Here is a 21,743-nt window from a genome sequence, read left to right as displayed (position 1 = left end):
GGCGAGGGAGCTTGCTCCCGCTCGGCTGCGAAGCAGTCGTAAAACCAGAGAATGCGGTGCGTCAGGCAGGCTGTGATTGGAGGGTTTAGGGCCGCTTCGCGCCCCAGCGGGAGCAAGCTCCCTCGCCACAGGGGACCTTGTGCGGTTTAGGGCAATGGTGCAAACGGCGTTCGCCCATCCGCACTCTGCAATTCCATCAGGTATTTACGAAAGATTTGCCCCAGTACCTGAGTCGCCACTTCCAGCTCTTCGCGTGGCATTTTCTCGGTGACTTCGTCGGCGGTGTCCAGCGCATCTTCAGCGCCGTTGACTGCAGCCATTTTCAGCAGAATGTAAGCCTGAACGTTATTGGCCTGAACGCCTTCGCCTCGGAAGAACATCGTACCCAGTTTGAATTGCGCCTGGGCGTGGCCTTGCAGCGAAGCTTTTTCGAAATAGCTGAGGGCTTGATTGAGGTCGCGAGGCGCGTTTTTGCCTTCGTAGTAGAACTCACCCAACTCGTATTGCGCTTGAGCATCCCCTTCATCCGACGCTTTCTGGCAGGCGGCGAGCGCTTGCGTCAGGTCTTGCGGCTGAGTATTGAGGGTGCAGCGACCCATCGCTGGGATTAACAACGAGTTGCCGCCTGCTTGTGCGTGCGCGAGCAGGGGCTGAAGGAGCAACAGGCAGCCCAGTGCAAGGGCGCGGCCGGTGCGGTTCATGAGAATCGACTTACCTCTGAAGGGCGCGCGGACCCATCGAGGGATCCAATAAGCGCGCATTATGAAATAAGCAGGGCCAACCTTACAAAGTCTTTACTCGTTTTTCTGCTGCACGGGGAATATATCGCCCAATTTGCGGGAGATTATTGGCAGAAGCGTAGGAATAACGGTGTGAATGTAGGTAAAAGCTGACGCTGGCAGTCGCCAACGTCAGCGGCACAGCGTTTATTTCAATGCAGCGAATGCACGCTCAGCGGCATCCAGCGTCAGTTTCAACTCGGTTTCGCCATGAGCGATCGAGGTGAAGCCGGCTTCGAAAGCACTCGGCGCCAGGTACACGCCACCTTCAAGCATCAAGTGGAAAAAGCGGCCGAACAGGGCAGCATCACTGGCCATCACGTCATCGAAGGTCACGATGTCGTCGGCGCCACTGAAGTACAGGCCGAACATGCCGCCCGCCTGCGTGGTCACGAACGGAATGCCCGCCGCATCGGCGCGTTGTTGCAGGCCATCGAGCAGGCGGCTGGTGTAGTCGCTCAGCTCGGCATGGAAGCCCGGACGGCTGATCAGGCGCAGGGTGGTCAGGCCGGCGGCCATGGCCAGCGGGTTACCCGACAACGTGCCAGCCTGGTACACCGGACCCAGCGGCGCGATGTGCGACATGATTTCGCGTTTTCCGCCGAAGCAGCCGACCGGCATGCCGCCGCCGATGATCTTGCCGAAGGTGCTCAGGTCCGGCGTCACGCCGAAATGCGCTTGTGCACCGCCGAGGGCGACGCGGAAACCGGTCATCACTTCGTCGAAAATCAGCACCACACCGTGCTTGTCGCACAGGGTCCGCAGGCCTTCGAGGAAACCCGGTGCCGGCGGTACGCAGTTCATGTTGCCAGCCACTGGCTCGACGATGATGCACGCCACGTCCTGGCCGACTTCGGCGAGCATGGTTGCTACCGCGTCGATGTCGTTGAATGGCAGGGTCAGGGTGTGTTTGGCGAAGTCCGCCGGTACGCCGGCCGAGCTCGGTACGCCTTGGGTCAGTGCGCCGGAGCCGGCCTTGACCAGCAGGCTGTCGGAGTGACCGTGGTAGCAGCCTTCGAACTTGATGATGCTGTCGCGACCGGTGAAACCACGGGCCAGACGAATCGCGCTCATGGTCGCTTCGGTGCCGGAGCTGACCATGCGCACCATTTCCATCGACGGCACGATCGAGCAGACCAGGTCTGCCATCTCGGTTTCCATCGCGGTCGGGGCGCCGTAGGACAAACCGTGTTCCAGTTGTTTACGCACCGCGTCCAGCACGTCCGGATGGCTGTGGCCGAGGATCATCGGCCCCCAGGAACCGACGTAATCCACATAACGCTTGTCGTCTTCGTCGGTGACGTAGGCGCCTTCAGCGTGTTTGAAAAACAGCGGGGTGCCGCCGACGCTTTTGAACGCGCGTACAGGCGAGTTCACGCCACCGGGGATGTGTTTCTGGGCATTGGCAAACAGGGTTTCGGAACGAGACATGGTCGGGCTCTCAAATCAGATTTTAAGTAGTTCGTTAAAGGCGCGGGCGCGGCGTGTCACTTCAGCCGTACTCTCGGCGCCAAAAAGACCGTGGACAACCGCCAGCAGGTCAACCCCGTGGGCTACCAGTGGCGCGGCGTTTTCCAGGGTGATGCCACCAATTGCGCAGATCGGCAGGTGCAATGTGCTGCGGGCCTGATCGAGCAAGTCGAGGCTGCAAGTCGGCGCGCCGGGCTTGGTGTTGGAGTTGAAGAAACGGCCGAAGGCGACGTAACTGGCGCCTTCCTTTGCAGCCTGTTCGGCGAGTTCGAGTTGCGCGTGGCAGGTCGAACCGATGATTGCTTTGGGGCCGAGCAGGGCACGGGTCGGAGACAGCGGACCATCGGTTTGGCCAAGGTGCACGCCAACGTTCAGGCGCGCAGCGAGCTCGGCATCGTCGTTGATGATCAGCTGAGTCTTGTAGCGTTCGCACAGGTCACGCAGTGCTTCGGCCTCACGCAGGCGCCGGGCTTCATCGCTGCTCTTGTCGCGGTATTGCAGCAGGGTGACGCCGCCTTCCAGCGCCGCCTCCACGTACGAAAGAAATTTACCGGCCAACAACTGGCTATCGGTAATGGCGTACAGGCCACGTAGTTTCATCGGACAAGCCTCGGCGCTTTACGCATCAAAAGTTACGAACAGAAATCCAGCGGCAGACGGCGCGGCACGAACTGGCCTTTGCCCAGTTGCTCCGCATCACGCAGGGTTCGCCATGTGTAGTTAAGCGCGGTCTGTACGGCGCTGGCGAGGTTTTCACCCTGGGCCAGACGACCGGCCAGGGCGCTGGCCAGCGTGCAACCGGAACCGTGATAGCTGCCGGGCAAGCGCTGGCAGGTAAACGTTTCGCGGCGCCCGTCGCGGCTGTAGAGGCGGTTGTGGATTTCGTGTTCGTCGCCATGGCCGCCGGTGATCAGCAGGTGTTTGACGAACGGCAACAGTTTTTCGGCGCATTCGTCGGCCGTGCCTTCTGGCAGTTCGGCGAGGATGCGCGCTTCGGGAAGGTTAGGGGTCGCGATGATGGACAGGGGCAGCAGGCGTTCGCGCATGGCGTAGCCGACTTCGTCCTTGCCCAGTCGTCCGCCACCGCCGGCGCGCAGCACCGGGTCGCAGACCACTGGCAAATGCGGGTGCGCCGAGAGCAGTTCGACAACGGTGTCGACCATCTCCAGGGAACCGAGCATGCCCAGCTTGACCGCCGCGACTTCGGAATCGTTGAGCACGGCATTGGCCTGGGCCAACACCCACTCACGGTCGAGGACGCGAAAGTCAGTGACGTTGACCGTGTCTTGCACGGTCAGGGCGGTGACGGCCGGGGCCGCATGACAACCCTGGGCGAGCAGGGCTTCGATATCTGCCTGCAAGCCGGCGCCACCACTTGGGTCGTGGCCGGAGAGACAGAGGACAACGGGGCGAGAGCTGTAGATATTCATGGTGCGCGAGCTTACCACCAGTCGACCAACGAGTCATGAGACGGACCGTGTGGCCGCTGGCGACGCTTGCGTCTGGCCGCTACAGGAATGGGTAAAACAGCCGATGCATTGATATAACCTGAGCAGGTCGGCAGATCTTGCGCAAAATTTGTCGCTGGAACGCCCGTACTAGAGCCTCTACAGTAAAATTTTCAATGGTGTTCAATGGCCATCAACGGCTATGCTAGAGTGGATCCAAACCAATAACAGGTAATACCGGTTTTACGTCTACTCAAAGGGAATGAGGGGCTTCCTGAGATAACCGGACAGGCCACGCTGGGGCTTAAATGCGCTATTTGCTGATGTTGCTGCTTTGCTTGCCCCTCATGGCGAGCGCCGTCGAGTTCGACGAATACACCCAGAGCCTTCCCCTGGGCCGAGTCATGCAAGTGTACGAAGACGCGGGTGGTCAGGCGACCATCGCTGATGTTCGTGCACAGGCCGCGGCCGGAAATTTCAAAACCCACGACAAAGCCACGCTCAACGCCGGGTACTCGCGTTCGGTGTTCTGGCTGAAAATCGATCTGCATTACCGCCCGACCAACCCCGCTGCGCAACGCACCTGGTTGCTCGAACTGGCCTATCCGCCCCTCGATCACCTTGATCTGTACTTGCCCGATGCAACCGGCAGCTTTCAATTGGTGCGGCAGACCGGCGATGCCCTGCCGTTCGCCACTCGCGAGATCCGCCAGAACAACTACCTGTTCGATTTAAGTTTCACCCCTGACCAGGCGCAAACCGTCTACTTGCGCCTGCAAAGTGAAGGCTCGATCCAGGCGCCGGTCACCTTGTGGTCGAGCACCGCGTTTCTTGAAGAACAACCGGTGCGCCTCTACGTCTTGGGGCTGATCTACGGTGTATTGCTGGGGATGCTGGTCTACAACCTGTTCATCTACCTCAGCGTGCGTGACACCAGTTACCTCTATTACATTTTCTACATCGCCTCGTTTGGTCTGTATCAGCTGTCGGTCAACGGCGCGGCTGTGGAGTATTTCTGGCCGAACAACCCCTGGTGGGCCAACGCGGCAACGCCGTTCTTCATCGGCTGCGCAGGGCTGTTCGGCAGCCAGTTCGCTCGCAGCTTCCTGCAGACCGGCTCCTACGGACGCTGGCTCGACCGCTTGTTGCTGGCGTTGATTGCATTCGGCGCGGTGGTGATCGGGCTGTCACTGATGGCCAGTTATGCCCTGGCCTTGCGCCTGGCCACCGCGTTGGCCTTGACCTTCACCGTGGTGATTTTCGCCGCCGGGCTGTGCGCCTGGCTTCGCGGCCTGCGGGTGGCGCGCTACTTCATCATTGCCTGGTCGGCGTTTTTGCTCGGCGGCATCGTCAACACGCTGATGGTGCTGGGTTACCTGCCCAACGTGTTCCTGACCATGTATTCGAGCCAGATCGGCTCGGCGATCGAGGTCGCCCTGCTGTCGCTGGCCCTGGCCGACCGCATCAACGCCATGCGCGAGCAGCAGGCGCAAACGCTGTTTGATGCCGGTCAGAAGCTTGAAGTGCTGAACCAGCAACTGGCCCACAGTAACAAGCTCAAAGACGAATTCCTCGCCACCCTGACCCACGAATTGCGCACCCCCATGAACGGTGTGATCGGTTCTTTGGAGTTGATGCAGACCGTCGAGATGGACCCGGAACTGGAGCAATACCAGCAAACCGCCGCCGGTTCCGCGCGGGACATGATGCGCATGGTCAACGGCATCCTGACCCTGACCGAATTGCAGGCCGGCAAGCTCAAGGCCACCCCGGCAACGTTCAGTTTGCGCGGTGTGGTCGATGCCTTGCGGGCGCAGTTCGAGGGCAATGCCTCGAGCAAGTCGCTGGACTTCAAAGTCGACGTCACTTCGGGGCTGCCGGACCGCCTGCACGGCGACAGCGTCAAACTGGCGCAGTGCCTGGAATGCCTGCTGGACAATGCGATCAAGTTCACCCGGGTCGGCGGACTCGCCCTGCGGGTGACGGGTAAACCGGTGGAGAACGGACGGCTGTCGTTGTCGTTTGCAGTGATCGACACCGGCATCGGCTTCACTGATCTGGGGGAGGCGACGATGTATCAGCGTTTCTTCCAGCTCGACGGTTCGATGACGCGCGAATACGGCGGCTTGGGTGTGGGCCTGGCGATTTGTCGGCAACTGGTCGAATTGCTCGGTGGGCGCCTGACGCACCGTTCGGAGCCGGGCAGTGGCAGCCGTTTCCAGCTGGATGTCGACTTTGAAGTGCCGGTGGTAGAGCGCCCGCCCGTGCCATTGATGAGTGGCGATCCTGCGCGTCTGCGCCTGCCTCAGGATTGCAGCGTGTTGCTGGTCGACGATAACAGCGTCAACCAGTTGGTGATGCGCGGCATGTTGCTCAAGCTCGGGTTTCGAGTGCGGTCCGCGGATAATGGCCCGGCTGCGCTCGATCAGTTGCAGCGTGAAACCTTCGACGCGGTGTTGCTCGACTGCCAACTGCCGCCTCAGGATGGCCACTCTCTGTGCTGCCAGATCCGCGACTTGCCGGGTTGCGCCGAGTTGCCGGTGTTCGTGGTCGCACTCAGCGTCGATCGCGAACGCTGCCCGACCGGCGACATGATCGATTACCTGAACAAACCGGTGAAATTCGAAGACTTGCAGGCTGCCCTGTATCGGCGGGTGTTGTGCCCAAGACAGGGCGAAAGCGCCGACAGTTAGGCGGATATGCCACTTTGTTCAGCCTCGGGGCAGTGCTTAACTGAATCCCTTGGCTGACCCAAAGGAGCCCCGTCATGAACCTGCATCAGTTCGCCGAAACCCACGAAGTCACCAACCAGCCACCGTCGCTGGACGGCACCAACCTCTACCGCATCGACCTGCCGCTGCAGGAATGGTCGCGGCGGTTCGGGGCCGGTTGGGCCGAGTCGCGGATCGACGCCTATGGCGCACTGGCCGGCGGGCCGCTGATGGAGGCCGGGTTCCTGGCCAATCAGAACAAACCGGTGTTCGTCAGTCATGACCGTTATGGTCATCGCATCGATCTGGTGGAATTCCACCCGGCCTATCACCAATTGATGCGCACCGCCGTCGAGCACGGACTGACGTCGTTGCCCTGGGCGCATCCGCAGTCCGGAGCGCATGTGGCCCGCGCGTCCATGAGCTATCTGCACAGCCAGGCCGAGGCCGGCAGCGGTTGCCCGTTGACCATGACCTTCGCCAGCGTCCCGGCGATGCGCCTGCAACCGGATCTGGCCGAGCAGTGGCTGCCGAAAATCCTCTCTACCGAATACGACCCGCGCAATGTCGGCATGGCGCACAAGGCCGGTGTGACCATCGGCATGGCCATGACCGAGAAGCAGGGCGGCACCGATGTGCGCGCCAACACCACCAAGGCGTATCCGGTCGGCGCCAGCGGCCCGGGCCAGGCTTACGAACTGGTGGGGCACAAATGGTTCTGCTCGGCGCCGATGTGCGATGCCTTCCTGACCCTGGCGCAGACCGACAAGGGTTTGACCTGTTTCCTGCTGCCGCGCCATCGGCCTGACGACACGCGTAATCAGTTCTACATCCAGCGCCTGAAAAACAAACTGGGCAATTGCTCGAACGCCTCCAGCGAAGTGGAGTTTCGTGGGGCACTGGCGTGGATGATCGGCGAAGAAGGGCGGGGCGTACCGACGATCATCGAGATGGTCGCCATGACCCGCTTCGATTGCATGGTCGGTTCCAGCGCGCTGATGCGTCAGGCGCTGACCCAGGCCAGCCATCACTGCGCGCACCGCAGCGTCGGTGGCAAGCTGCTCAGCGAACAACCCTTGATGCAAAACGTGCTCGTCGATCTGGCGCTGGAAAGCGAAGCCGCCCTCGCGTTGAGCCTGCGCATGGGCAAGGCGCTGGATCATCTGGACGACAGCCATGAAGCGAAATTCGCCCGGCTGGTGACTGCGGTGGGCAAATACTGGATCTGCAAACGAGCGCCCGCGATGATCAACGAAGCCGCCGAATGCATGGGCGGCGCCGGGTATGTCGAAGAAAGCATCCTGCCGCGCCTGTATCGGGAGGCGCCGGTCAATTCGACGTGGGAAGGTTCCGGCAACGTGCAATGCCTGGATGTGTTGCGCGCGCTGTCCAAGGAGCCTGGCGTGCTGGATGTGTTGTTCAGCGAACTGGGTGATGGTCATGGCGACAAACGCCTGGCTGCGCACATCAGCCAGTTGCAGGCGGCCTTCAAGGACACCAGCGACATTCAGTACCGCGCGCGGCAATTGACGGAAGACATCGCCTTGGGGCTTCAAGCCAAGCTGTTGCTGGAAGCGGGGAATGCGGCGGTCAGCGATGCGTTTATTGCCAGTCGCCTCGGTTCGGCGGGACGGGTCTATGGCGCGTTGCCGCGTGGGCTGGATGTAGAGGCGATTGTCGCCCGGTCGACCCCACTTATGTGAGCGACCCAGACCCCTGTGGGAGCGAGCCTGCTCGCGAAAGCGATTTGACCTTCAGCATTGATGTTGGCTGACAGTCCGCATTCGCGAGCAGGCTCGCTCCCACATTGGATCAGCGCTGGACTTGGCATTTGTATAGCCACCACTGTTCCCGTGAAGCGACGATGCAGGCAAGATGAAGGTCTGCAAGTCAGAACACAGGATGCTGATCGTGACCGAAGCTTTTATTGTCGTTCAAACCGCCGAGCAAGCCGTGGACCGGCTTGCGCTCTTGCACAATCGTGCAACCACCGCGCTGAATCAGGCGCTCAAGCGTTACCTCAAGGACCGTGTCGAGCCGGACGCCGAACAGCGTGCGATGTTTCGTTATCCTGAATTGCGTCTGACCTATCACTGCCAGGGTGAAGTCCCGCAGACCACGCGTGCCTACGCCAAGGTTCAGTTGCCGGGGACCTACAGTGTCACCGTCACCCATCCGGCCGCTTTCCGTAAATACCTGCTGGAACAACTTGTGCCATTGATGCACGACTTCACCGTGACCGTCGAAGTCGGCGTCAGCCAGCAGAACATTCCTTATCCTTACGTGGTCGAGCAGGGCGATGAACTGGCCGGTTCCGGCGTGACCGCTGCCGTGCTGGCGCGAGTGTTCCCGAGTACCGATTTGTCGGCCGCCACCGATGGCATCGCCGATGGCTTGTACGATTGGGAAAACACCGACCCGCTGCCGCTGGCGCTGTTCGATGCCGCCCGGGTGGATTTCTCCCTGCGACGACTGGTGCATTACACCGGCAGTGACTGGCGTCATGTGCAGCCGTGGATCCTGTTGACCAACTACCACCGTTACGTTGACCAGTTCATCGTCCATGGCCTGGAGCAATTGCGCAGCGACCCGCGTTTTGTGCGCATGGTCTTGCCGGGCAACGTGATCATCGAAAAAAGCATGGACCACGGCGAAGCCTCGGCCATTGCCGCGGGCGTGGTCTGGCACCGTTACCAGATGCCGGCCTATCACCTGATCGCCAGCGATGGCCACGGCGTGACGCTGGTGAACATCGGCGTCGGCCCGTCCAACGCCAAAAACATCACCGATCACCTGGCGGTGTTGCGTCCGCATTGCTGGCTGATGATCGGCCACTGCGGCGGCCTGCGTCAGTCGCAGACCATTGGCGACTACGTGCTGGCGCACGCTTACATGCGCCGCGACGGGATTCTCGACCGGGTCGTGCCGCCGAACATTCCGATTCCGGCCCTGGCTGAAGTGCAGATGGCGTTGCAGCAAGCAGCGGCCAATATCACCGGCGAAAAAGGTGACGAGCTGAAGAAACGCCTGCGCACCGGCACGGTTCTGACGTATGACGACCGTAACTGGGAACTGCGCTGGGCGCAGGAGCGTCCGTTGATCAACCTGTCCCGCGCTGTGGCGGTGGACATGGAAAGCGGCACCATTGCCGCCCAGGGCTATCGTTTGCGGGTGCCTTACGGCACGTTACTGTGTGTTTCGGACAAACCGTTGCACAGCGAAATCAAGCTGCCGGGCTCGGCCAACGCCTTCTATGAACGCGCGGTCAGCCAGCACTTGAAGATCGGCATTGAAGCGGTGGATCTGTTGCGCACCGAACTCAACTCGTTGCACTCGCGCAAACTGCGCAGCTTCGACGAGCCTCCGTTCCGCTGATAAATAGTTGTCATGGTCATTTAGCGGTCAGGGCACTAGCATTAGCAGCCCTGACCGTTAGATGTTCCTTTCCTCATGCCTCGTCCACCACGTCCCGCACCTCGCCGTCCTGGCGCGAATACTCCGACCTCAGCCCCGCGCCGTGTCGCCAAGGCGCCGCCGGCCGAGCCGAAGTTGATCCTGTTCAACAAACCGTTCGACGTGCTGACCCAATTCAGCGACGGCGAAGGGCGGGCGACGCTCAAGGATTACATCGAGATTCCCGGAATCTATCCGGCAGGACGGCTGGACCGCGACAGTGAAGGTTTGCTGCTGTTGACCAACGATGGCCAACTTCAGGCGCGAATTGCCGACCCGAAGCACAAACTGGCCAAGACCTATTGGGTGCAGGTGGAAGGTGAGCCGAGTGCCGAGCAATTGGAGCGCTTGCGTGATGGCGTTGAACTGAACGACGGCATGACGCTGCCGGCCGAGGCGCGACAGCTTGAAGAACCGCAGCTGTGGCCACGCAATCCGCCGGTACGCTTTCGCAAAAGCGTACCCACGAGTTGGCTGGAGTTGGTGATTCGCGAGGGGCGAAACCGTCAGGTACGGCGCATGACGGCAGCGGTCGGCTTGCCGACATTGCGGCTGGTGCGGGTCAGAATCGGCGACTGGACGATCGAAGGGCTCGATCAGGGCCAGTGGAAAGAAGTGCCGGCGCGTTTATAACGTGCCGGATTCGATCAGGCCGATCACCACGCTTTTGATCACGAACGCGGCCACGCCCAGACCCAGCACAAAGAACAGAATCATCGAGCCAAAGCGCCCGGCCTTGGACTTCTTCGCCAGATCCCAGACGATGAAACCCATGAAAATGATCAGGATGCTGACAAGGCCAGTCATCATCCACTCTTCAAATACTGCAGGATCCATCGAACATCTCCAGCGCAGGCACGGCTAAAAGGGCGCGGCGAGTATACGCCACGGGGGATTGGCGAAGTATTGACCTGCGTCGGTGTGTCGCAGTCATTCGTCGCCTGTGCCGGCCTCTTCGCGAGCAGGCTCGCTCCCACAAGGGATCTTCAGCGCATGTGAGATCCCTGTGGGAGCGAGCCTGCTCGCGAAGGCGTCCTCAGCTGCGCAGATGAGTCAGCGGTAACTCAGTGCTATTGAGCACCTGATTCAACACAAAACTCGACCGCACACTCGTCACCCCTTCAATCCGGGTCAGATGCCCCAGCAGCAGTTTCTGATAGTGGTCCATATCGGGCACCACCACCTTCAACTGATAATCCGCATCCATTCCCGTCACCAGGCTGCATTCCAGCACCTGCGGCAAGGTACGGATCGCCGCTTCGAAGTTCTCGAACCGCTCGGGGGTGTGTCGGTCCATGCCGATCAGCACATAGGCCGTCAGGCTCAAACCGAGCATTTTGCGGTCGAGCAGGGCGACCTGACGGGTGATGTAGCCGTCGTCTTCCAGTTGCTTGACCCGGCGCGAGCATGGCGAAGGCGACAGGCCAATGCGTTCGGCCAGTTCCTGGTTGGAGATGCGCGCGTCACGCTGCAATTCCGCCAAAATGCTCAAGTCGTATCGGTCGAGTTTGCTCATCAATCAGGCCTTTGTCGTAACTATTGCGGAAGATTATCTATCCAGGGTTAAAAATTGCGCAAGTGATGTTTATTTGAGCAATCTTCGCAATCCTCTGCCAGCGCCCCAGGCCTATTCTTATCACCAGAATCACTGCTCGGACAAACAGTCCACAGCGGCTCGCCCAATCAGGCCAGTCGCGGCCGCCACCCCCACCGGGGATGTGCCGGCCCCCGAGCTACACACTGTCCAGAAGACGGCGTGAGGTGAGCCGGCGTCATAAGCGTCGAGCACGGACGAAGTTCTCAAAGGGAGGCCGACGGGTCTCCCTTTTCTTTTGCCCGCGATTTCCCTTCTGCCCTCAATAAATAAGTTTCGCGACTGATAACCTGTTGCAGAACCGGCTTGTGCTTTTCCAGTCTTACGTACAGGCCCTAACCCGCAGTGAGGAAAAGCATGAAGTCGCGCATCTGGCGTTTGGCCGGTGTTGGTTTGCTGTGTGTCGGTGTCGCTGCGCAATCGCTGGCCGATGATCAGCAAAACCGTGGAAACGATGGCGGGCAGCATGGGCCGGATGGCCACCAGGGCAACGGTCAGGGGCATGGCAACAATCAGCAACGCCCGCAGAACGATCAGCAGAATAATCAGCCGCGTCCGCAGAACAACGAGATCATTCGTGGCGAAAACAGCCGCCAGTTCGAACAAAACGGCCAAAACCAAAACAACGGTCAATGGCAGAACCAGAACCAGAACCAGCCACGACCGCAGCACGACTACAACAACCCGGTTCGCTCGCCGCCACCGCCACCACAATTACCCGCCAATGACCTGCCGATCCAGGGCCGGCCCGATACCGTGCGCCAGACCCAGCAGCCGCAGCGTGGCTACTATCAGGACAATCCGCGCAACAACGGATACAACCAGCAGTGGCAAACCGGCGGTATGGGCGCACGGCCCAATGATCATTACTGGGCAGGTCGCCCGAATGGGCACGGCAACGGTTGGGGCCCAGGTCCGCAGTATCGGCCCGGTCAGGTGATCGATCGCTTCCCGGATCGCGATTACCGTGTGCCTTACGGCGGTCGGGATTATTTCTATTCCGGCGGCTACTGGTATCGCCCGCAAGGCCCGCGTTACGTGGTGGTGCAGCCGCCACGCGGGATCCGTGTCAGTTACTTGCCCGATTACGCCCGTGAAGTGTGGATTGGCGGGTCATTGCTGTTCCTGGCCGCCGGTTCGTATTACGCCTATCAAGAGAACACTCAGGATTACGTCGTGGTCGAACCGCCAGGACAACCGCTGCCGCAATCGTCCAGCAATGGCTATGACGTCGAGGCGTACCCGGCCAACGGGCAGTCGCCGGAACAGGTCAGTCAGGACGGTTACGAGTGCTACCAATACGCGGTGCAGCAGAGCGGTTTTGATCCACGCGCCGACACTTACCAACCAGACCCTTCGGTGGTGCAAGCCTACCGACAAGCCCAAGGCAATTGCCTGGGCAGTCGCGGTTATCAGGTCAAGTTCTGAGTCCGGGCAGCCAACACCACTTCTTGCGGGTCGGCGTGCACCAGCACTTCGGCTCGCGGGTAGGCGGCGTGGATGGCATCGGCGGCTTGATCGCTGATGCCGTGGGCGACTGACAGCGTCAAATCCCCCGGCAATTCCAGGTGCAGTTGCACGAACCACTGGTTGCCGGAAATCCGCGTGCGCAAATCATGCGCCCCCAGAACACCCGGCACGCTGCAGGCCAGTTCAAGCATGTGCTGACTGACATCCGGTGGCAGTTCTTCATCCATCAACACCGTGAAGCTTTCCCGGGCGATCTGAATCGCGCTCCAGAGAATGTACGCGGCAATCCCCAGACCGAACCACGGGTCGACCTGATGCCAGCCAAACCCGGCCAGCACCAGCGCCACCAGAATGCTGCCGTTGAGCAGCAGGTCCGAGCGGTAATGCAGCGAGTCCGCACGCACCGCGTTGGAGCCTGTGGCCCTGACCACGCGATGCTGCAACATCAGCAACGCCACTGTCAGCACCAAGGAAAACACGATCACCCCGATGCTGATCCACGGAGCGCCGACCGGCTCCGGGTGTTGCAGCCGGTCTATCGCCTGCATGGCAATCAACACCGCACTGCCACCAATGAACAACGCCTGCGCCATGCCCGCCAGCGACTCAGCCTTGCCATGCCCGTAACGATGGTCGTCATCGGCCGGGCGCAGGGCGTAATGCACCGCCAGCAGATTGAGCAACGACGTGACGCCGTCGAGCGCCGAGTCGGTCAACCCGGCGAGCATGCTCACCGAGCCGCTCAACCACCAGGCGATGGCCTTGGCGACGATCAGCGTACACGCCACCGCCACCGAGGCACGGGTCGCCAGCCGCAGCAGGCGGGCGTGTTCGGAGCTGGAAATCATAGGGGCGGCTTTTCCTTCTGGTGCACCGGTTACGCGGCAGGTTGCAGGCCGAGCAGGGCCAGTTGCTGGGTGCTGCCTTTATGTTGGATCAGGCGCGGGTCGTCCAGCGGGAAGCTGCGGCCCAGTTCAGTTTCGAGAATAGTCTGCAACTTGTGGTTATCGACCTTGCCGTCGACACCGATCGCTTCCTTGAGTTTTTCCGGGTCGACCTGAGCAGTCTTGCCGGGTTCGAAGTAAATCGCGCCGGTGGCGAAGTCGACCGCAAACGCGATCAGGCCGGGGATGATGTAGAACAACAGGCCCACGGCATCCAGCGCGGCGATGGCCGGGTCGATCTTGCCGTCGATTTGCCCACGGCGGTCGGGGTAGAAAATCGATCCGCAAGCGGTCACTTGGGTCAGCAGGGTTGCAACCAACACACCGCCAATCAGGCGAAAGGGAACACGCATATGAAATCTCCTGAGTCATCTGGAAAACGAAGCGTCGTCGTTATGAATTAGGACCGTGATAAACGCCGAGCAGTTCGCCGTTATACTCGCGCCTCTGTTTGGGAGCCAGCATGATTTCTTTGCCGATTGATGAAGTTTTACCCGCGCTGCGTGAAGCCTTGGCGACACGCCACGAAGCCGTGCTCGAAGCACCGCCCGGCGCCGGTAAGACCACCCGTGTGCCATTGGCCCTGCTCAACGAGACCTGGCTGGCCGGGCAAACCATTCTGATGCTTGAACCGCGCCGGTTGGCAGCACGGGCGGCGGCGGAGCGGCTGGCCAGTGAATTGGGGGAGAAGGTTGGCGAAACGGTCGGCTATCGCATTCGTCTCGACAGCAAAGTCGGACCCCAGACCCGTATTGAAGTGGTTACCGAAGGCATCCTGACCCGTCGTTTGCAGGACGATCCGGCGCTGGAAGGCGTTGGCCTGCTGATCTTCGATGAATTCCACGATTTGCTGATTGCACGGAAATCATCATTATCTTGTCAAAAACTATTAAGCAACGGCATCCCCGTCTGAGTGGTTGATCTCCTCTCTTAATCCCCCGTCGTATACTGCCCCCTTGATTTGGGAGCTTCGATGATTTCTCTACCTATTGACGCCGTATTGCCAGCCTTGCAAGCCGCTTTGGCTGACCGTAACGAAGTGATCCTTGAAGCTCCTCCTGGTGCGGGTAAAACCACCAGGGTGCCCCTAGCGCTGTTGAACGAAGCGTGGTTGGGAGACCAGAAGATCCTGATGCTTGAGCCTCGTCGACTGGCTGCTCGGGCGGCGGCAGAGCGTTTGGCGAGTGAGCTCGGTGAGAAAGTTGGAGAGACCGTCGGCTACCGAATCCGCCTTGAAAGCAAGGTCGGCCCACGCACCCAGATCGAAGTAGTCACTGAGGGTATCCTGGCTCGTCGGCTCCAAGACGACCCTGCACTGGACGGTGTGGGCGTGGTCATCTTTGACGAGTACCATCTTAGGAGTCTGGACTCTGACCTTGCACTAGCCCTCTGCTTGAGCGCGCGTGAGCTTCTGCGAGATGAACCTCCACTGAAGTTGCTGCTCATGTCCGCAACGCTCGAAGGGGCGCGGCTTTCGAAAGTTCTCGACGACGCCCCAGTGATCACCAGCGAAGGACGGATGCATCCCGTCTCCTCTATTTGGGGAAGCCCATACCAACCCGGCCAGCCAGTCGATACGCGGATCACAGACACCTGCTTGACCGCCCTCAATGAGCAATCGGGAAGCATCCTGGTTTTCCTTCCTGGACAGGCAGAGATTCGCCGGGTGGCCGAGTCCCTCAAAGAGCAACTAAGCAGCCGCCCAGACGTAGTAGTGTGCCCTTTGTATGGCGATCTTGATCTCAATGCACAGCGCTCAGCGATAGAACCTGCGGCCCCTCGAACGCGAAAAATCGTACTGGCGACGAACATCGCAGAGACTAGCTTAACCATCGAGGGTGTCAGAGTGGTGGTGGACGGCGGCCTTGAACGAGTGCCGAAGTTCGATCTTCGCAGTGGCATGACCAGACTCGACACCCAGCGCATCTCGAAAGCCAGCGCTACTCAGCGAATGGGGCGTGCGGGCCGACTCGAGCCGGGTATCTGCTATCGCCTGTGGTCGGAGTCGCAACACGAACAACTGGCTAGTCACAGCACTCCTGAAATCTTGCAGGCGGACTTGGCAGCTCTCGCGCTGCAGCTGGCACGCTGGGGGATGAAGCCAGATGAAATGACGTGGCTTGATCAACCTCCCTCGGCACCTTTCGCTCAAGCCAGAGATCTGCTGAAACGCTTAGGCGCGCTGGATGATGCCGGACAACTTACACCGCATGGTGCGGCCATGAGCGAGCTGCCGGCCCACCCGCGTATTGCTCACTTGCTGATTAAAGGCAGCTCGCTGGGCCTGGATGACCTGGCCTGCAATATCGCAGCACTACTGGGTGAAAAGGACATTTTGCGCGGGGTCGGTGCAGACCTCCATACGAGGCTCAGCGCCTTGGCGGGTGAGCAGCATTCACGTCGTAACGGGGGCTCCCTGCAGAGGGTGAAGCAATCCGCTCGACAGTATCGATCCCTTCTGCGAGGTAAGGTCTCTAAGCCTGTGATCGAGCCCGAGCATTCGCGCTGGGTTGGGTGTCTCCTGGCCTTCGCATATCCTGATCGCATTGGTCTGCAGAGGCGTTCAAGCGCGTCTGAATATCGTCTTGCAAATGGGCGCGCAGCGGTATTCTCTGAGCCTGACAACCTCGCCAAGAATGAGTGGCTGGTGGTGGCAGATTTAGGTAGTCGGCTGGGGCAGCGAGAAGAGCGCATCTACTTGGCGAGCGACCTCGATCCGGCGCTGTTTGATGATGTGTTAGCCGACCTTGTGAGGTCAGTCGATGAGGTTGACTGGGACGACAAGGAAGGAGTGTTACGTGCGGAACGGCAACTGAAGGTTGGCGAGCTGGTTGTCTCCACAGCCCCACTACCTAATCTGGATGAGCGAGCCCGCTCGCTCGCATTGGTCAACCTTGTAAGGCGCAAGGGCATCGAGCTTTTGCCGTGGACACCCGAGTTGCGACAGTGGCAAGCGCGGGTGGAGCTGCTCCGTCAGCAGGAGATCCAGGATAGCCAGGCAGGTAGTAAATGGCCTGATCTAGGCGACGCAAACCTGCTGGCAACCCTTGAGGAATGGCTCACGCCGTACTTGGGGAAAGTCACCAGGCTCAGTCACTTCAGCCAGTTGGATCTGTCTTCGATAGTCAGGAATCTGCTCCCTTGGCCGCTTCCGCAGGAGTTGGAAGCCCAGGCACCTCAGGCGATCCAGGTGCCGTCTGGCTCGAATATCCGCATCGACTATTCGCAGCATCCTCCAATTCTGGCGGTGAGGCTGCAGGAGCTTTTTGGCCTGTCAGAAACACCTCGGATTGCCCAAGGCAAACAGCCCCTGACGCTGCATCTTTTGTCACCGGCCCGGAGGCCTGTACAGGTCACCCAGGATCTCGCCAATTTCTGGCGCAGTACCTACGCGGAAGTGAAGAAAGATCTTAAAGGCAGATACCCAAAACACTATTGGCCCGAAGATCCATTAGTGGCCGAGGCGACGGCCAGAGCAAAGCCTAGGAAGCCATGAGGAGCGAACAGGCTTTTGGGCGCGCCCTGCGTGCGGTTCGGCTGTCGTAAACCTACGGGCTATCATCCGCGACCCCGTGTCTGCACGAACATGTAAATTCGTGTATGGAAAATTAAGACTCCACAGAGCGTTCGGTCTATTATTGATGGTGTGTCACCATTCTTCATCAATGAACTTTTGAATCTCACCATTTCCATTGCGAGGGTCATCCCAGCTGCTATGCATGTTCCACTCACGCATGAAAGCTCTGAGTTCACTTAGCGCTTCATCAAGTGCAGATTCCGTTTCTTCATATTCTTGTATCCCCACTCTGTAGTTCAAAACTAGGGTATTGGCCCGTAGTAGCTCATCGTAGGCGGTGCTCCTTCGGCACATCACATCGATAAGGAGAGGTGGATCTGAGTAATCTTCCATCCCTTCGATTGCGTCTTTTATTTCTTTAATCTTCATCCAGACTTCGGAGAGATAGGTTTGAATCGTGCCTAAGATACTTTCCTCGGCTGCTGCTTTGATCACGTTGCCGCTTATTTTACTGAATAGTTCTTGAGCTAGGTCGAATTCAATGCGAACACCATTTTTTTCAGTTACATGGTAGGCAAATTCTTTCCTTATGCGATGGAGGTACATGGTCTGCTCTTTGAGAGAGATCAATACCACAAATACTGGGGTGTCCATCTCGCGCCAATAGTTGAGCTGATTTTTTGAAACGTACCAGTAAGGCTTAAGTTCTTCGTTGGCTGAAGTTTTTATCTGGAAGGCGACAAATCTACCGGTACTGTTACGATCCTCGTCCAGGATCTCCACTTGTGCGTCAATACCAATGTCGATATCGAATAATCGACAGGGCCAGCCGAGGATGTAGGAAATTTGGTAGGCAAAAAAATATTCTCCAGCATCACCTGTGGCAGTGTTTGAAGGGTATTTCATATTCTTCTCAATTAGCTGTTTATCCAATTCAACGTCATGGGGCTGGGTTTTAATTGTCGAGATTGGGTTTTGGCGCGTCCTTCCGGTTAGGCTGTCGTAAATCAAGCAGCTGCGTGTCTCTACCCTTAACGGGCTTCCATCCTCGCGCCTTTGGCCTTATCGGCCTGCGCGCTCCGCTTGCTCGTCAGCCCGGATCAATTCCTTTTTCTGAGAGCATGTCATTTCCTCTAGATATCACCTCCATGGAGTGGGTTGTCTAGCGGTTTAGCAGCTGTCGTAGTTTCATGACTGGCATTGGAGGGTCAGTGCGATGCACCATTGAGTGACAGTTTGGACAGAGCGGCTTCATGTCCTTGATGGGATCGACGCTCTGTGCGCCGCCCATGGCATGCAGTGGGATTTCATGATGCACATGGATGAAGTCTGTACCAAGCTCCCCGTACACATCCCCAAAACTTATTCCGCAAGCTTGGCACGAAGGGCCGTAGTGCTCGAGGCAAGCCTTTCGGTTTGCTCGATTTCGTTCATACAGGGTGATAGTTACCTGTTGCCATTCCCCTTCTACATTTTCGTTTGATGTAGGCGATGTTTCCTTGACTGATTCTGGTGTGTCATTCGACCCTGGGAGGTAGGCATCATTGAGAATTTGCCCTTGATAAACGGCGTTTACCCACTCCAGAAATTGCTCAGCAAGTGATCCCAGTGTCTCTTCGAGCTGAGCTTCGACCGCAAGCGCAGAGCCATTTTCTGGAATCGTTGAGAGGATCGGATGCTTGGCGTCGTACTGGATGCCTTTGACGGCAGTGTTTATTTCCTTGAGTTGTCCTTTCCAACTGTCAGCCGAGCAAGCCTGTGGGCAGAAGCCTGAGAAGTCTCAGAGTCACCGCAGATTTAACTTCCTGGGTAGAGCCATTTCTTCAGGTGCTTCGCCTTCTTTGAAGCCAACCAGATAAAGCACCCGCCCTGCGGGGAGGGGCTCGGACTTTGGTTCTGTTGAGGCCTTCTGAAATAGCTCCCTGGTTGCATAGCGCAGGGTGACACCTTGTTCGTCGAGGCGGTCAAGCAGAGCCTGCAATTCGTCAAACACCTCTAGACGGGATGTGCTCGAGTGCTCCTCGGCGCAGTCGCGGTAGTCCCGTAGATAGTCAGTCAGCTCAGCAAACGTTGTGGCTTGCTCTCGGGTACGCTAGGCAGGAGACTAAGCGATTTAAGACTTGTTCCTCCGGCTTGGCTGAGCTCCACTGCATGGTTTAAGCAAGTGAATCGGGGGCAAGAAGACGCCCATCGAGCGGCGGATGCGTAATCGCCAGGGGCTGGACAGGTGTCTGTGACGGAAAACGAGAACCGCGATGAAAGGTAAACGCAAAATCCCGACGACGAAGTGGCAGATGGCCGAGCAGTTCAGGGCTGAGGCTCGGGGCGTTTTAAAGGCGCGCTCTGCCCGAGCCAGTCGATTCTTGGACGCCTCTCTTTCCGCCGAGGGCGTTCTTGAGCCCATTGGCGCACTGGCGGGTAGGCGGTCTGTCATTTTGGCGGAGCACGACTGATGCGACCTGTCGGCCAATCTACCTTCACCGCCTCGGTGAAATGCGGATGCTGCACGGCAGGCCGAAATGTGGAGGCGACTCATGTTGGCGGAAGTGATGCGCGAGAGTGCTTACCGTGCCTGTCGAGCCCGGTTGAGCATGTTTCTTCCCATTCCCATCGACGCTGTGAGATCAGGCCTGTTGCCGCTGACCGAAAACTGACCCAGTAAAGGCTGGGTCAGTTTTCAATCAGCGCCAACAGTCCAGCTGATCCGGCAGAGTACGACAGCCCACCTATTGCACTCGCTGGAAAGGGGCGACTCGATTCGCCAGGCTTTCCTATCATGTACGGACCGCAGGACATCGACGTTTGCATCCATGAATGTCGAGCATCGACAGATGACGACATCTACGTTGCTACCCTGGAGCCCAAGCGAAACTTACGGCTTTTGGATCTTACTCATTCACTCGAAGAGGATGTGACGGAGTTCGAAAGCTTGGATATGGCTATCCATATGCTCTTCCTGGCACGTTCCCACTCCTATGAGATTTCCCGAGCAATCGCATTAGCAGCCAAAGAAACGGGCTTCGACGGCATAGTTTACCCGTCGTTCTTTAGTTTGATTCGCACTGGTGGCCATCCTTTGAAACCACCTATGGTATGTCACTGCGGCGCTGTCATCCTTATCGGGGAAAATACGCAGAGGCATACACAATCCAAAATTTTGCCCTGTTTGGACGTCCGCTGGAGAACGACCTGGTAAGCATCCAATGCATTAATCGTTTGGTACTCACTCAGGTCGGATATAGAGGACACTTCGGCCCCGTGCAGTATTGACCGAAATGTAAGAGGTGCTCAGATCCACGGTGGCTACTGCCCTTCCTGAAAGGGCAGCTTCGGGTCGACTCCGGCCCTCCGCGACAGGCAGTCATCGGCCAACAGCTGACTGTCGATTTCCTCTGAGGCACATGCATGTGCATGGCATTTGACCAACTGCTTATTAGGATTAAAGTCTAAGGGAAAGATCGACCCCGTCAGTCTTTGATCCGCAACGGCTATCGCCACGCAGGTTCCTCAATGGCAGGTTCAGAAACGGAGTATTGCTCATGATCAAATATCTTCGAATGATGGCAATGATTTCAATACTCGCGATCACGGCGGGCTGCCAAACGAATCAATCTACTTCCGCCTCAGATGTGAAGGCTGCTAACGCAGAAATGAACCGGGACGCGAACGCGGCGTTACAGAGTTTGTATACCAAAACGCCGCAAGCGCGCGCCCTGGCGCAGCGAGCCAAGGGTATCCTCGTTTTCCCTGATGTGCTGAAAGCGGGCCTCATCGCCGGCGCACAGCATGGCGAAGGCGAACTCATTGAGAACGGAAAAGTCACGGGATACTTCGCGACCACAGCGGCCTCATACGGCCTTCAGGCGGGCGTGCAGCGGTTTGGATACGTGATGTTCTTCATGACCTATTCAGCGATGAACGACCTGAAAAATGTTAATGGGTTTGAGGTCGGCGTGGGCCCAAGCATCGTGGTCGTAGATTCGGGCATGGCCAAATCGTTGACTACCTCGACGGCTCAGTCCGATGTCTATGCGTTCATCTTTGATCAAAAGGGCTTAATGGCCGGGCTGGGATTGCAGGGTTCAAAAATTACCAGGCTCAATCGCTGAGGCCGTCTGCATATCGCTAACACTGAGTTGGGTTGTGTTGCATCGACCTGCTGAATTCACAATCCCTGGCTGCCCTTAGCGGAGGGCAGCAATGAGTCGCTTTCTGCAGGTCATGCCCTCTGCGAAGGTTTGGTCGAAGCAAGGCCTTTGAGTTCACTAACCCATCGACCACCATCAAGTCACTTTTCCCAACTCCGTGCGAAGCATGGAAAACATCGATTTTGCGCGATGCTATGCAAAATTTGATC

18 protein-coding genes and 1 pseudogene are annotated in these 21,743 nt (G+C 58.6%); 9 read left to right on the top strand and 10 right to left on the bottom strand.

The features are described from left to right. Window positions 1-146: 146 nt before the first annotated feature. The 4 genes from AC07N8_RS07720 to AC07N8_RS07705 all read right to left on the bottom strand — a co-directional run bounded on the left by AC07N8_RS07720 (window position 147) and on the right by AC07N8_RS07705 (window position 3,679). The gene (locus AC07N8_RS07720) at window positions 147-701 is read right to left on the bottom strand and encodes a tetratricopeptide repeat protein (RefSeq protein ID WP_123433439.1); all 555 of its coding nucleotides are present in this window, start codon (window positions 699-701) and stop codon (window positions 147-149) included. 225 nt (window positions 702-926) lie between these two features. After that, window positions 927-2,210 carry a glutamate-1-semialdehyde 2,1-aminomutase gene (gene hemL / locus AC07N8_RS07715; RefSeq protein ID WP_483843034.1) on the bottom strand — a complete coding sequence of 428 codons (1,284 nt, stop codon included), beginning with the start codon at window positions 2,208-2,210 and terminating at the stop codon, window positions 927-929. A 15-nt stretch (window positions 2,211-2,225) separates the two neighbouring features. Further along, the gene (gene thiE, locus AC07N8_RS07710) at window positions 2,226-2,849 is read right to left on the bottom strand and encodes a thiamine phosphate synthase (protein ID WP_483843033.1); all 624 of its coding nucleotides are present in this window, start codon (window positions 2,847-2,849) and stop codon (window positions 2,226-2,228) included. Between the two features lie 32 nt (window positions 2,850-2,881). Beyond that, on the bottom strand, window positions 2,882-3,679 hold the full coding sequence (locus AC07N8_RS07705) for a hydroxymethylpyrimidine/phosphomethylpyrimidine kinase (RefSeq protein ID WP_027924276.1): 798 nt from the start codon (window positions 3,677-3,679) through the stop codon (window positions 2,882-2,884). A gap of 326 nt (window positions 3,680-4,005) precedes the next feature. Between AC07N8_RS07705 and AC07N8_RS07700 the strand changes: the two genes are divergently transcribed. The 4 genes from AC07N8_RS07700 (at window position 4,006) to AC07N8_RS07685 (ending at window position 10,494) form a co-directional block, all read left to right on the top strand. After that, window positions 4,006-6,390, top strand: coding sequence for a hybrid sensor histidine kinase/response regulator (locus AC07N8_RS07700; RefSeq protein ID WP_493142929.1), 2,385 nt, complete (start codon window positions 4,006-4,008; stop codon window positions 6,388-6,390). Window positions 6,391-6,464: 74 nt separating this feature from the next. Beyond that, complete coding sequence (locus AC07N8_RS07695; RefSeq protein WP_483843031.1) at window positions 6,465-8,111, top strand: acyl-CoA dehydrogenase family protein; 1,647 nt, start codon at window positions 6,465-6,467, stop codon at window positions 8,109-8,111. Between the two features lie 172 nt (window positions 8,112-8,283). Beyond that, window positions 8,284-9,783 carry an AMP nucleosidase gene (amn, locus tag AC07N8_RS07690; protein WP_185045067.1) on the top strand — a complete coding sequence of 500 codons (1,500 nt, stop codon included), beginning with the start codon at window positions 8,284-8,286 and terminating at the stop codon, window positions 9,781-9,783. 75 nt (window positions 9,784-9,858) lie between these two features. Further along, window positions 9,859-10,494 (top strand): pseudouridine synthase, encoded by a 636-nt coding sequence (locus tag AC07N8_RS07685; protein WP_493142924.1) that lies wholly within the window; start codon window positions 9,859-9,861, stop codon window positions 10,492-10,494. On the opposite strand, the gene AC07N8_RS07680 is transcribed toward AC07N8_RS07685, so the two are convergent. Together AC07N8_RS07680 and AC07N8_RS07675 are read right to left on the bottom strand one after the other, a co-directional pair. Further along, window positions 10,489-10,698 carry a DUF2788 domain-containing protein gene (locus AC07N8_RS07680; protein ID WP_027924271.1) on the bottom strand — a complete coding sequence of 70 codons (210 nt, stop codon included), beginning with the start codon at window positions 10,696-10,698 and terminating at the stop codon, window positions 10,489-10,491. The genes AC07N8_RS07685 and AC07N8_RS07680 overlap by 6 nt on opposite strands. Before the next feature lie 199 nt (window positions 10,699-10,897). Further along, window positions 10,898-11,377 (bottom strand): Lrp/AsnC family transcriptional regulator, encoded by a 480-nt coding sequence (locus tag AC07N8_RS07675; RefSeq protein WP_007894448.1) that lies wholly within the window; start codon window positions 11,375-11,377, stop codon window positions 10,898-10,900. Window positions 11,378-11,812: 435 nt separating this feature from the next. Between AC07N8_RS07675 and AC07N8_RS07670 the strand changes: the two genes are divergently transcribed. After that, complete coding sequence (locus AC07N8_RS07670) at window positions 11,813-12,883, top strand: DUF6515 family protein (RefSeq protein ID WP_493142920.1); 1,071 nt, start codon at window positions 11,813-11,815, stop codon at window positions 12,881-12,883. Here the strand turns inward: AC07N8_RS07670 and AC07N8_RS07665 are convergent. Further along, window positions 12,868-13,773: a cation diffusion facilitator family transporter gene (locus tag AC07N8_RS07665; RefSeq protein ID WP_493142918.1), complete on the bottom strand. Its 906-nt coding sequence runs from the start codon at window positions 13,771-13,773 to the stop codon at window positions 12,868-12,870. The genes AC07N8_RS07670 and AC07N8_RS07665 overlap by 16 nt on opposite strands. Before the next feature lie 29 nt (window positions 13,774-13,802). Beyond that, window positions 13,803-14,222 (bottom strand): periplasmic Zn2+ metallochaperone PmcY, encoded by a 420-nt coding sequence (gene pmcY / locus AC07N8_RS07660; protein ID WP_123433448.1) that lies wholly within the window; start codon window positions 14,220-14,222, stop codon window positions 13,803-13,805. 110 nt (window positions 14,223-14,332) lie between these two features. Between pmcY and AC07N8_RS07655 the strand changes: the two are divergent. Both AC07N8_RS07655 and hrpB read left to right on the top strand, forming a co-directional pair. Then, a pseudogene (locus AC07N8_RS07655) lies at window positions 14,333-14,779 on the top strand (DEAD/DEAH box helicase); the annotation flags it as partial. 63 nt (window positions 14,780-14,842) lie between these two features. Further along, complete coding sequence (gene hrpB / locus AC07N8_RS07650) at window positions 14,843-17,365, top strand: ATP-dependent helicase HrpB (protein WP_493142914.1); 2,523 nt, start codon at window positions 14,843-14,845, stop codon at window positions 17,363-17,365. Between the two features lie 153 nt (window positions 17,366-17,518). Here hrpB and AC07N8_RS07645 read toward each other — a convergent pair whose 3' ends face one another. Further along, window positions 17,519-18,292, bottom strand: a complete 774-nt coding sequence (locus AC07N8_RS07645; RefSeq protein ID WP_493142912.1) for a DUF4365 domain-containing protein — start codon at window positions 18,290-18,292, stop codon at window positions 17,519-17,521. A gap of 256 nt (window positions 18,293-18,548) precedes the next feature. Beyond that, on the bottom strand, window positions 18,549-18,824 hold the full coding sequence (locus AC07N8_RS07640) for an HNH endonuclease (RefSeq protein WP_493143028.1): 276 nt from the start codon (window positions 18,822-18,824) through the stop codon (window positions 18,549-18,551). Window positions 18,825-20,051: 1,227 nt separating this feature from the next. Here AC07N8_RS07640 and AC07N8_RS07635 point away from each other — a divergent pair. Together AC07N8_RS07635 and AC07N8_RS07630 are read left to right on the top strand one after the other, a co-directional pair. Further along, window positions 20,052-20,582, top strand: a complete 531-nt coding sequence (locus tag AC07N8_RS07635; RefSeq protein WP_493143026.1) for an RES family NAD+ phosphorylase — start codon at window positions 20,052-20,054, stop codon at window positions 20,580-20,582. A 343-nt stretch (window positions 20,583-20,925) separates the two neighbouring features. Then, entirely contained in the window at window positions 20,926-21,495 is a 570-nt protein-coding gene (locus tag AC07N8_RS07630; protein ID WP_310271742.1) for a lipid-binding SYLF domain-containing protein, read from the top strand. Window positions 21,496-21,743 lie beyond the last annotated feature (248 nt).

This window comes from Pseudomonas sp. GW821-FHT10C09, assembly GCF_059415465.1.
Note: the sequence above shows the minus strand (reverse complement) of the source record. Positions and strands in the feature narration are given on the sequence as shown.

Bases quoted from the DNA above. Each gene is read 5' to 3' on its own strand.
- AC07N8_RS07720 (WP_123433439.1), bottom strand. From the start codon at position 701: ATGAACCGCACCGGCCGCGCCCTTGCACTGGGCTGCCTGTTGCTCCTT.
- hemL (WP_483843034.1), bottom strand. From the start codon at position 2,210: ATGTCTCGTTCCGAAACCCTGTTTGCCAATGCCCAGAAACACATCCCC.
- thiE (WP_483843033.1), bottom strand. From the start codon at position 2,849: ATGAAACTACGTGGCCTGTACGCCATTACCGATAGCCAGTTGTTGGCC.
- AC07N8_RS07705 (WP_027924276.1), bottom strand. From the start codon at position 3,679: ATGAATATCTACAGCTCTCGCCCCGTTGTCCTCTGTCTCTCCGGCCAC.
- AC07N8_RS07700 (WP_493142929.1), top strand. From the start codon at position 4,006: ATGCGCTATTTGCTGATGTTGCTGCTTTGCTTGCCCCTCATGGCGAGC.
- AC07N8_RS07695 (WP_483843031.1), top strand. From the start codon at position 6,465: ATGAACCTGCATCAGTTCGCCGAAACCCACGAAGTCACCAACCAGCCA.
- amn (WP_185045067.1), top strand. From the start codon at position 8,284: ATGAAGGTCTGCAAGTCAGAACACAGGATGCTGATCGTGACCGAAGCT.
- AC07N8_RS07685 (WP_493142924.1), top strand. From the start codon at position 9,859: ATGCCTCGTCCACCACGTCCCGCACCTCGCCGTCCTGGCGCGAATACT.
- AC07N8_RS07680 (WP_027924271.1), bottom strand. From the start codon at position 10,698: ATGGATCCTGCAGTATTTGAAGAGTGGATGATGACTGGCCTTGTCAGC.
- AC07N8_RS07675 (WP_007894448.1), bottom strand. From the start codon at position 11,377: ATGAGCAAACTCGACCGATACGACTTGAGCATTTTGGCGGAATTGCAG.
- AC07N8_RS07670 (WP_493142920.1), top strand. From the start codon at position 11,813: ATGAAGTCGCGCATCTGGCGTTTGGCCGGTGTTGGTTTGCTGTGTGTC.
- AC07N8_RS07665 (WP_493142918.1), bottom strand. From the start codon at position 13,773: ATGATTTCCAGCTCCGAACACGCCCGCCTGCTGCGGCTGGCGACCCGT.
- pmcY (WP_123433448.1), bottom strand. From the start codon at position 14,222: ATGCGTGTTCCCTTTCGCCTGATTGGCGGTGTGTTGGTTGCAACCCTG.
- hrpB (WP_493142914.1), top strand. From the start codon at position 14,843: ATGATTTCTCTACCTATTGACGCCGTATTGCCAGCCTTGCAAGCCGCT.
- AC07N8_RS07645 (WP_493142912.1), bottom strand. From the start codon at position 18,292: ATGAAATACCCTTCAAACACTGCCACAGGTGATGCTGGAGAATATTTT.
- AC07N8_RS07630 (WP_310271742.1), top strand. From the start codon at position 20,926: ATGATCAAATATCTTCGAATGATGGCAATGATTTCAATACTCGCGATC.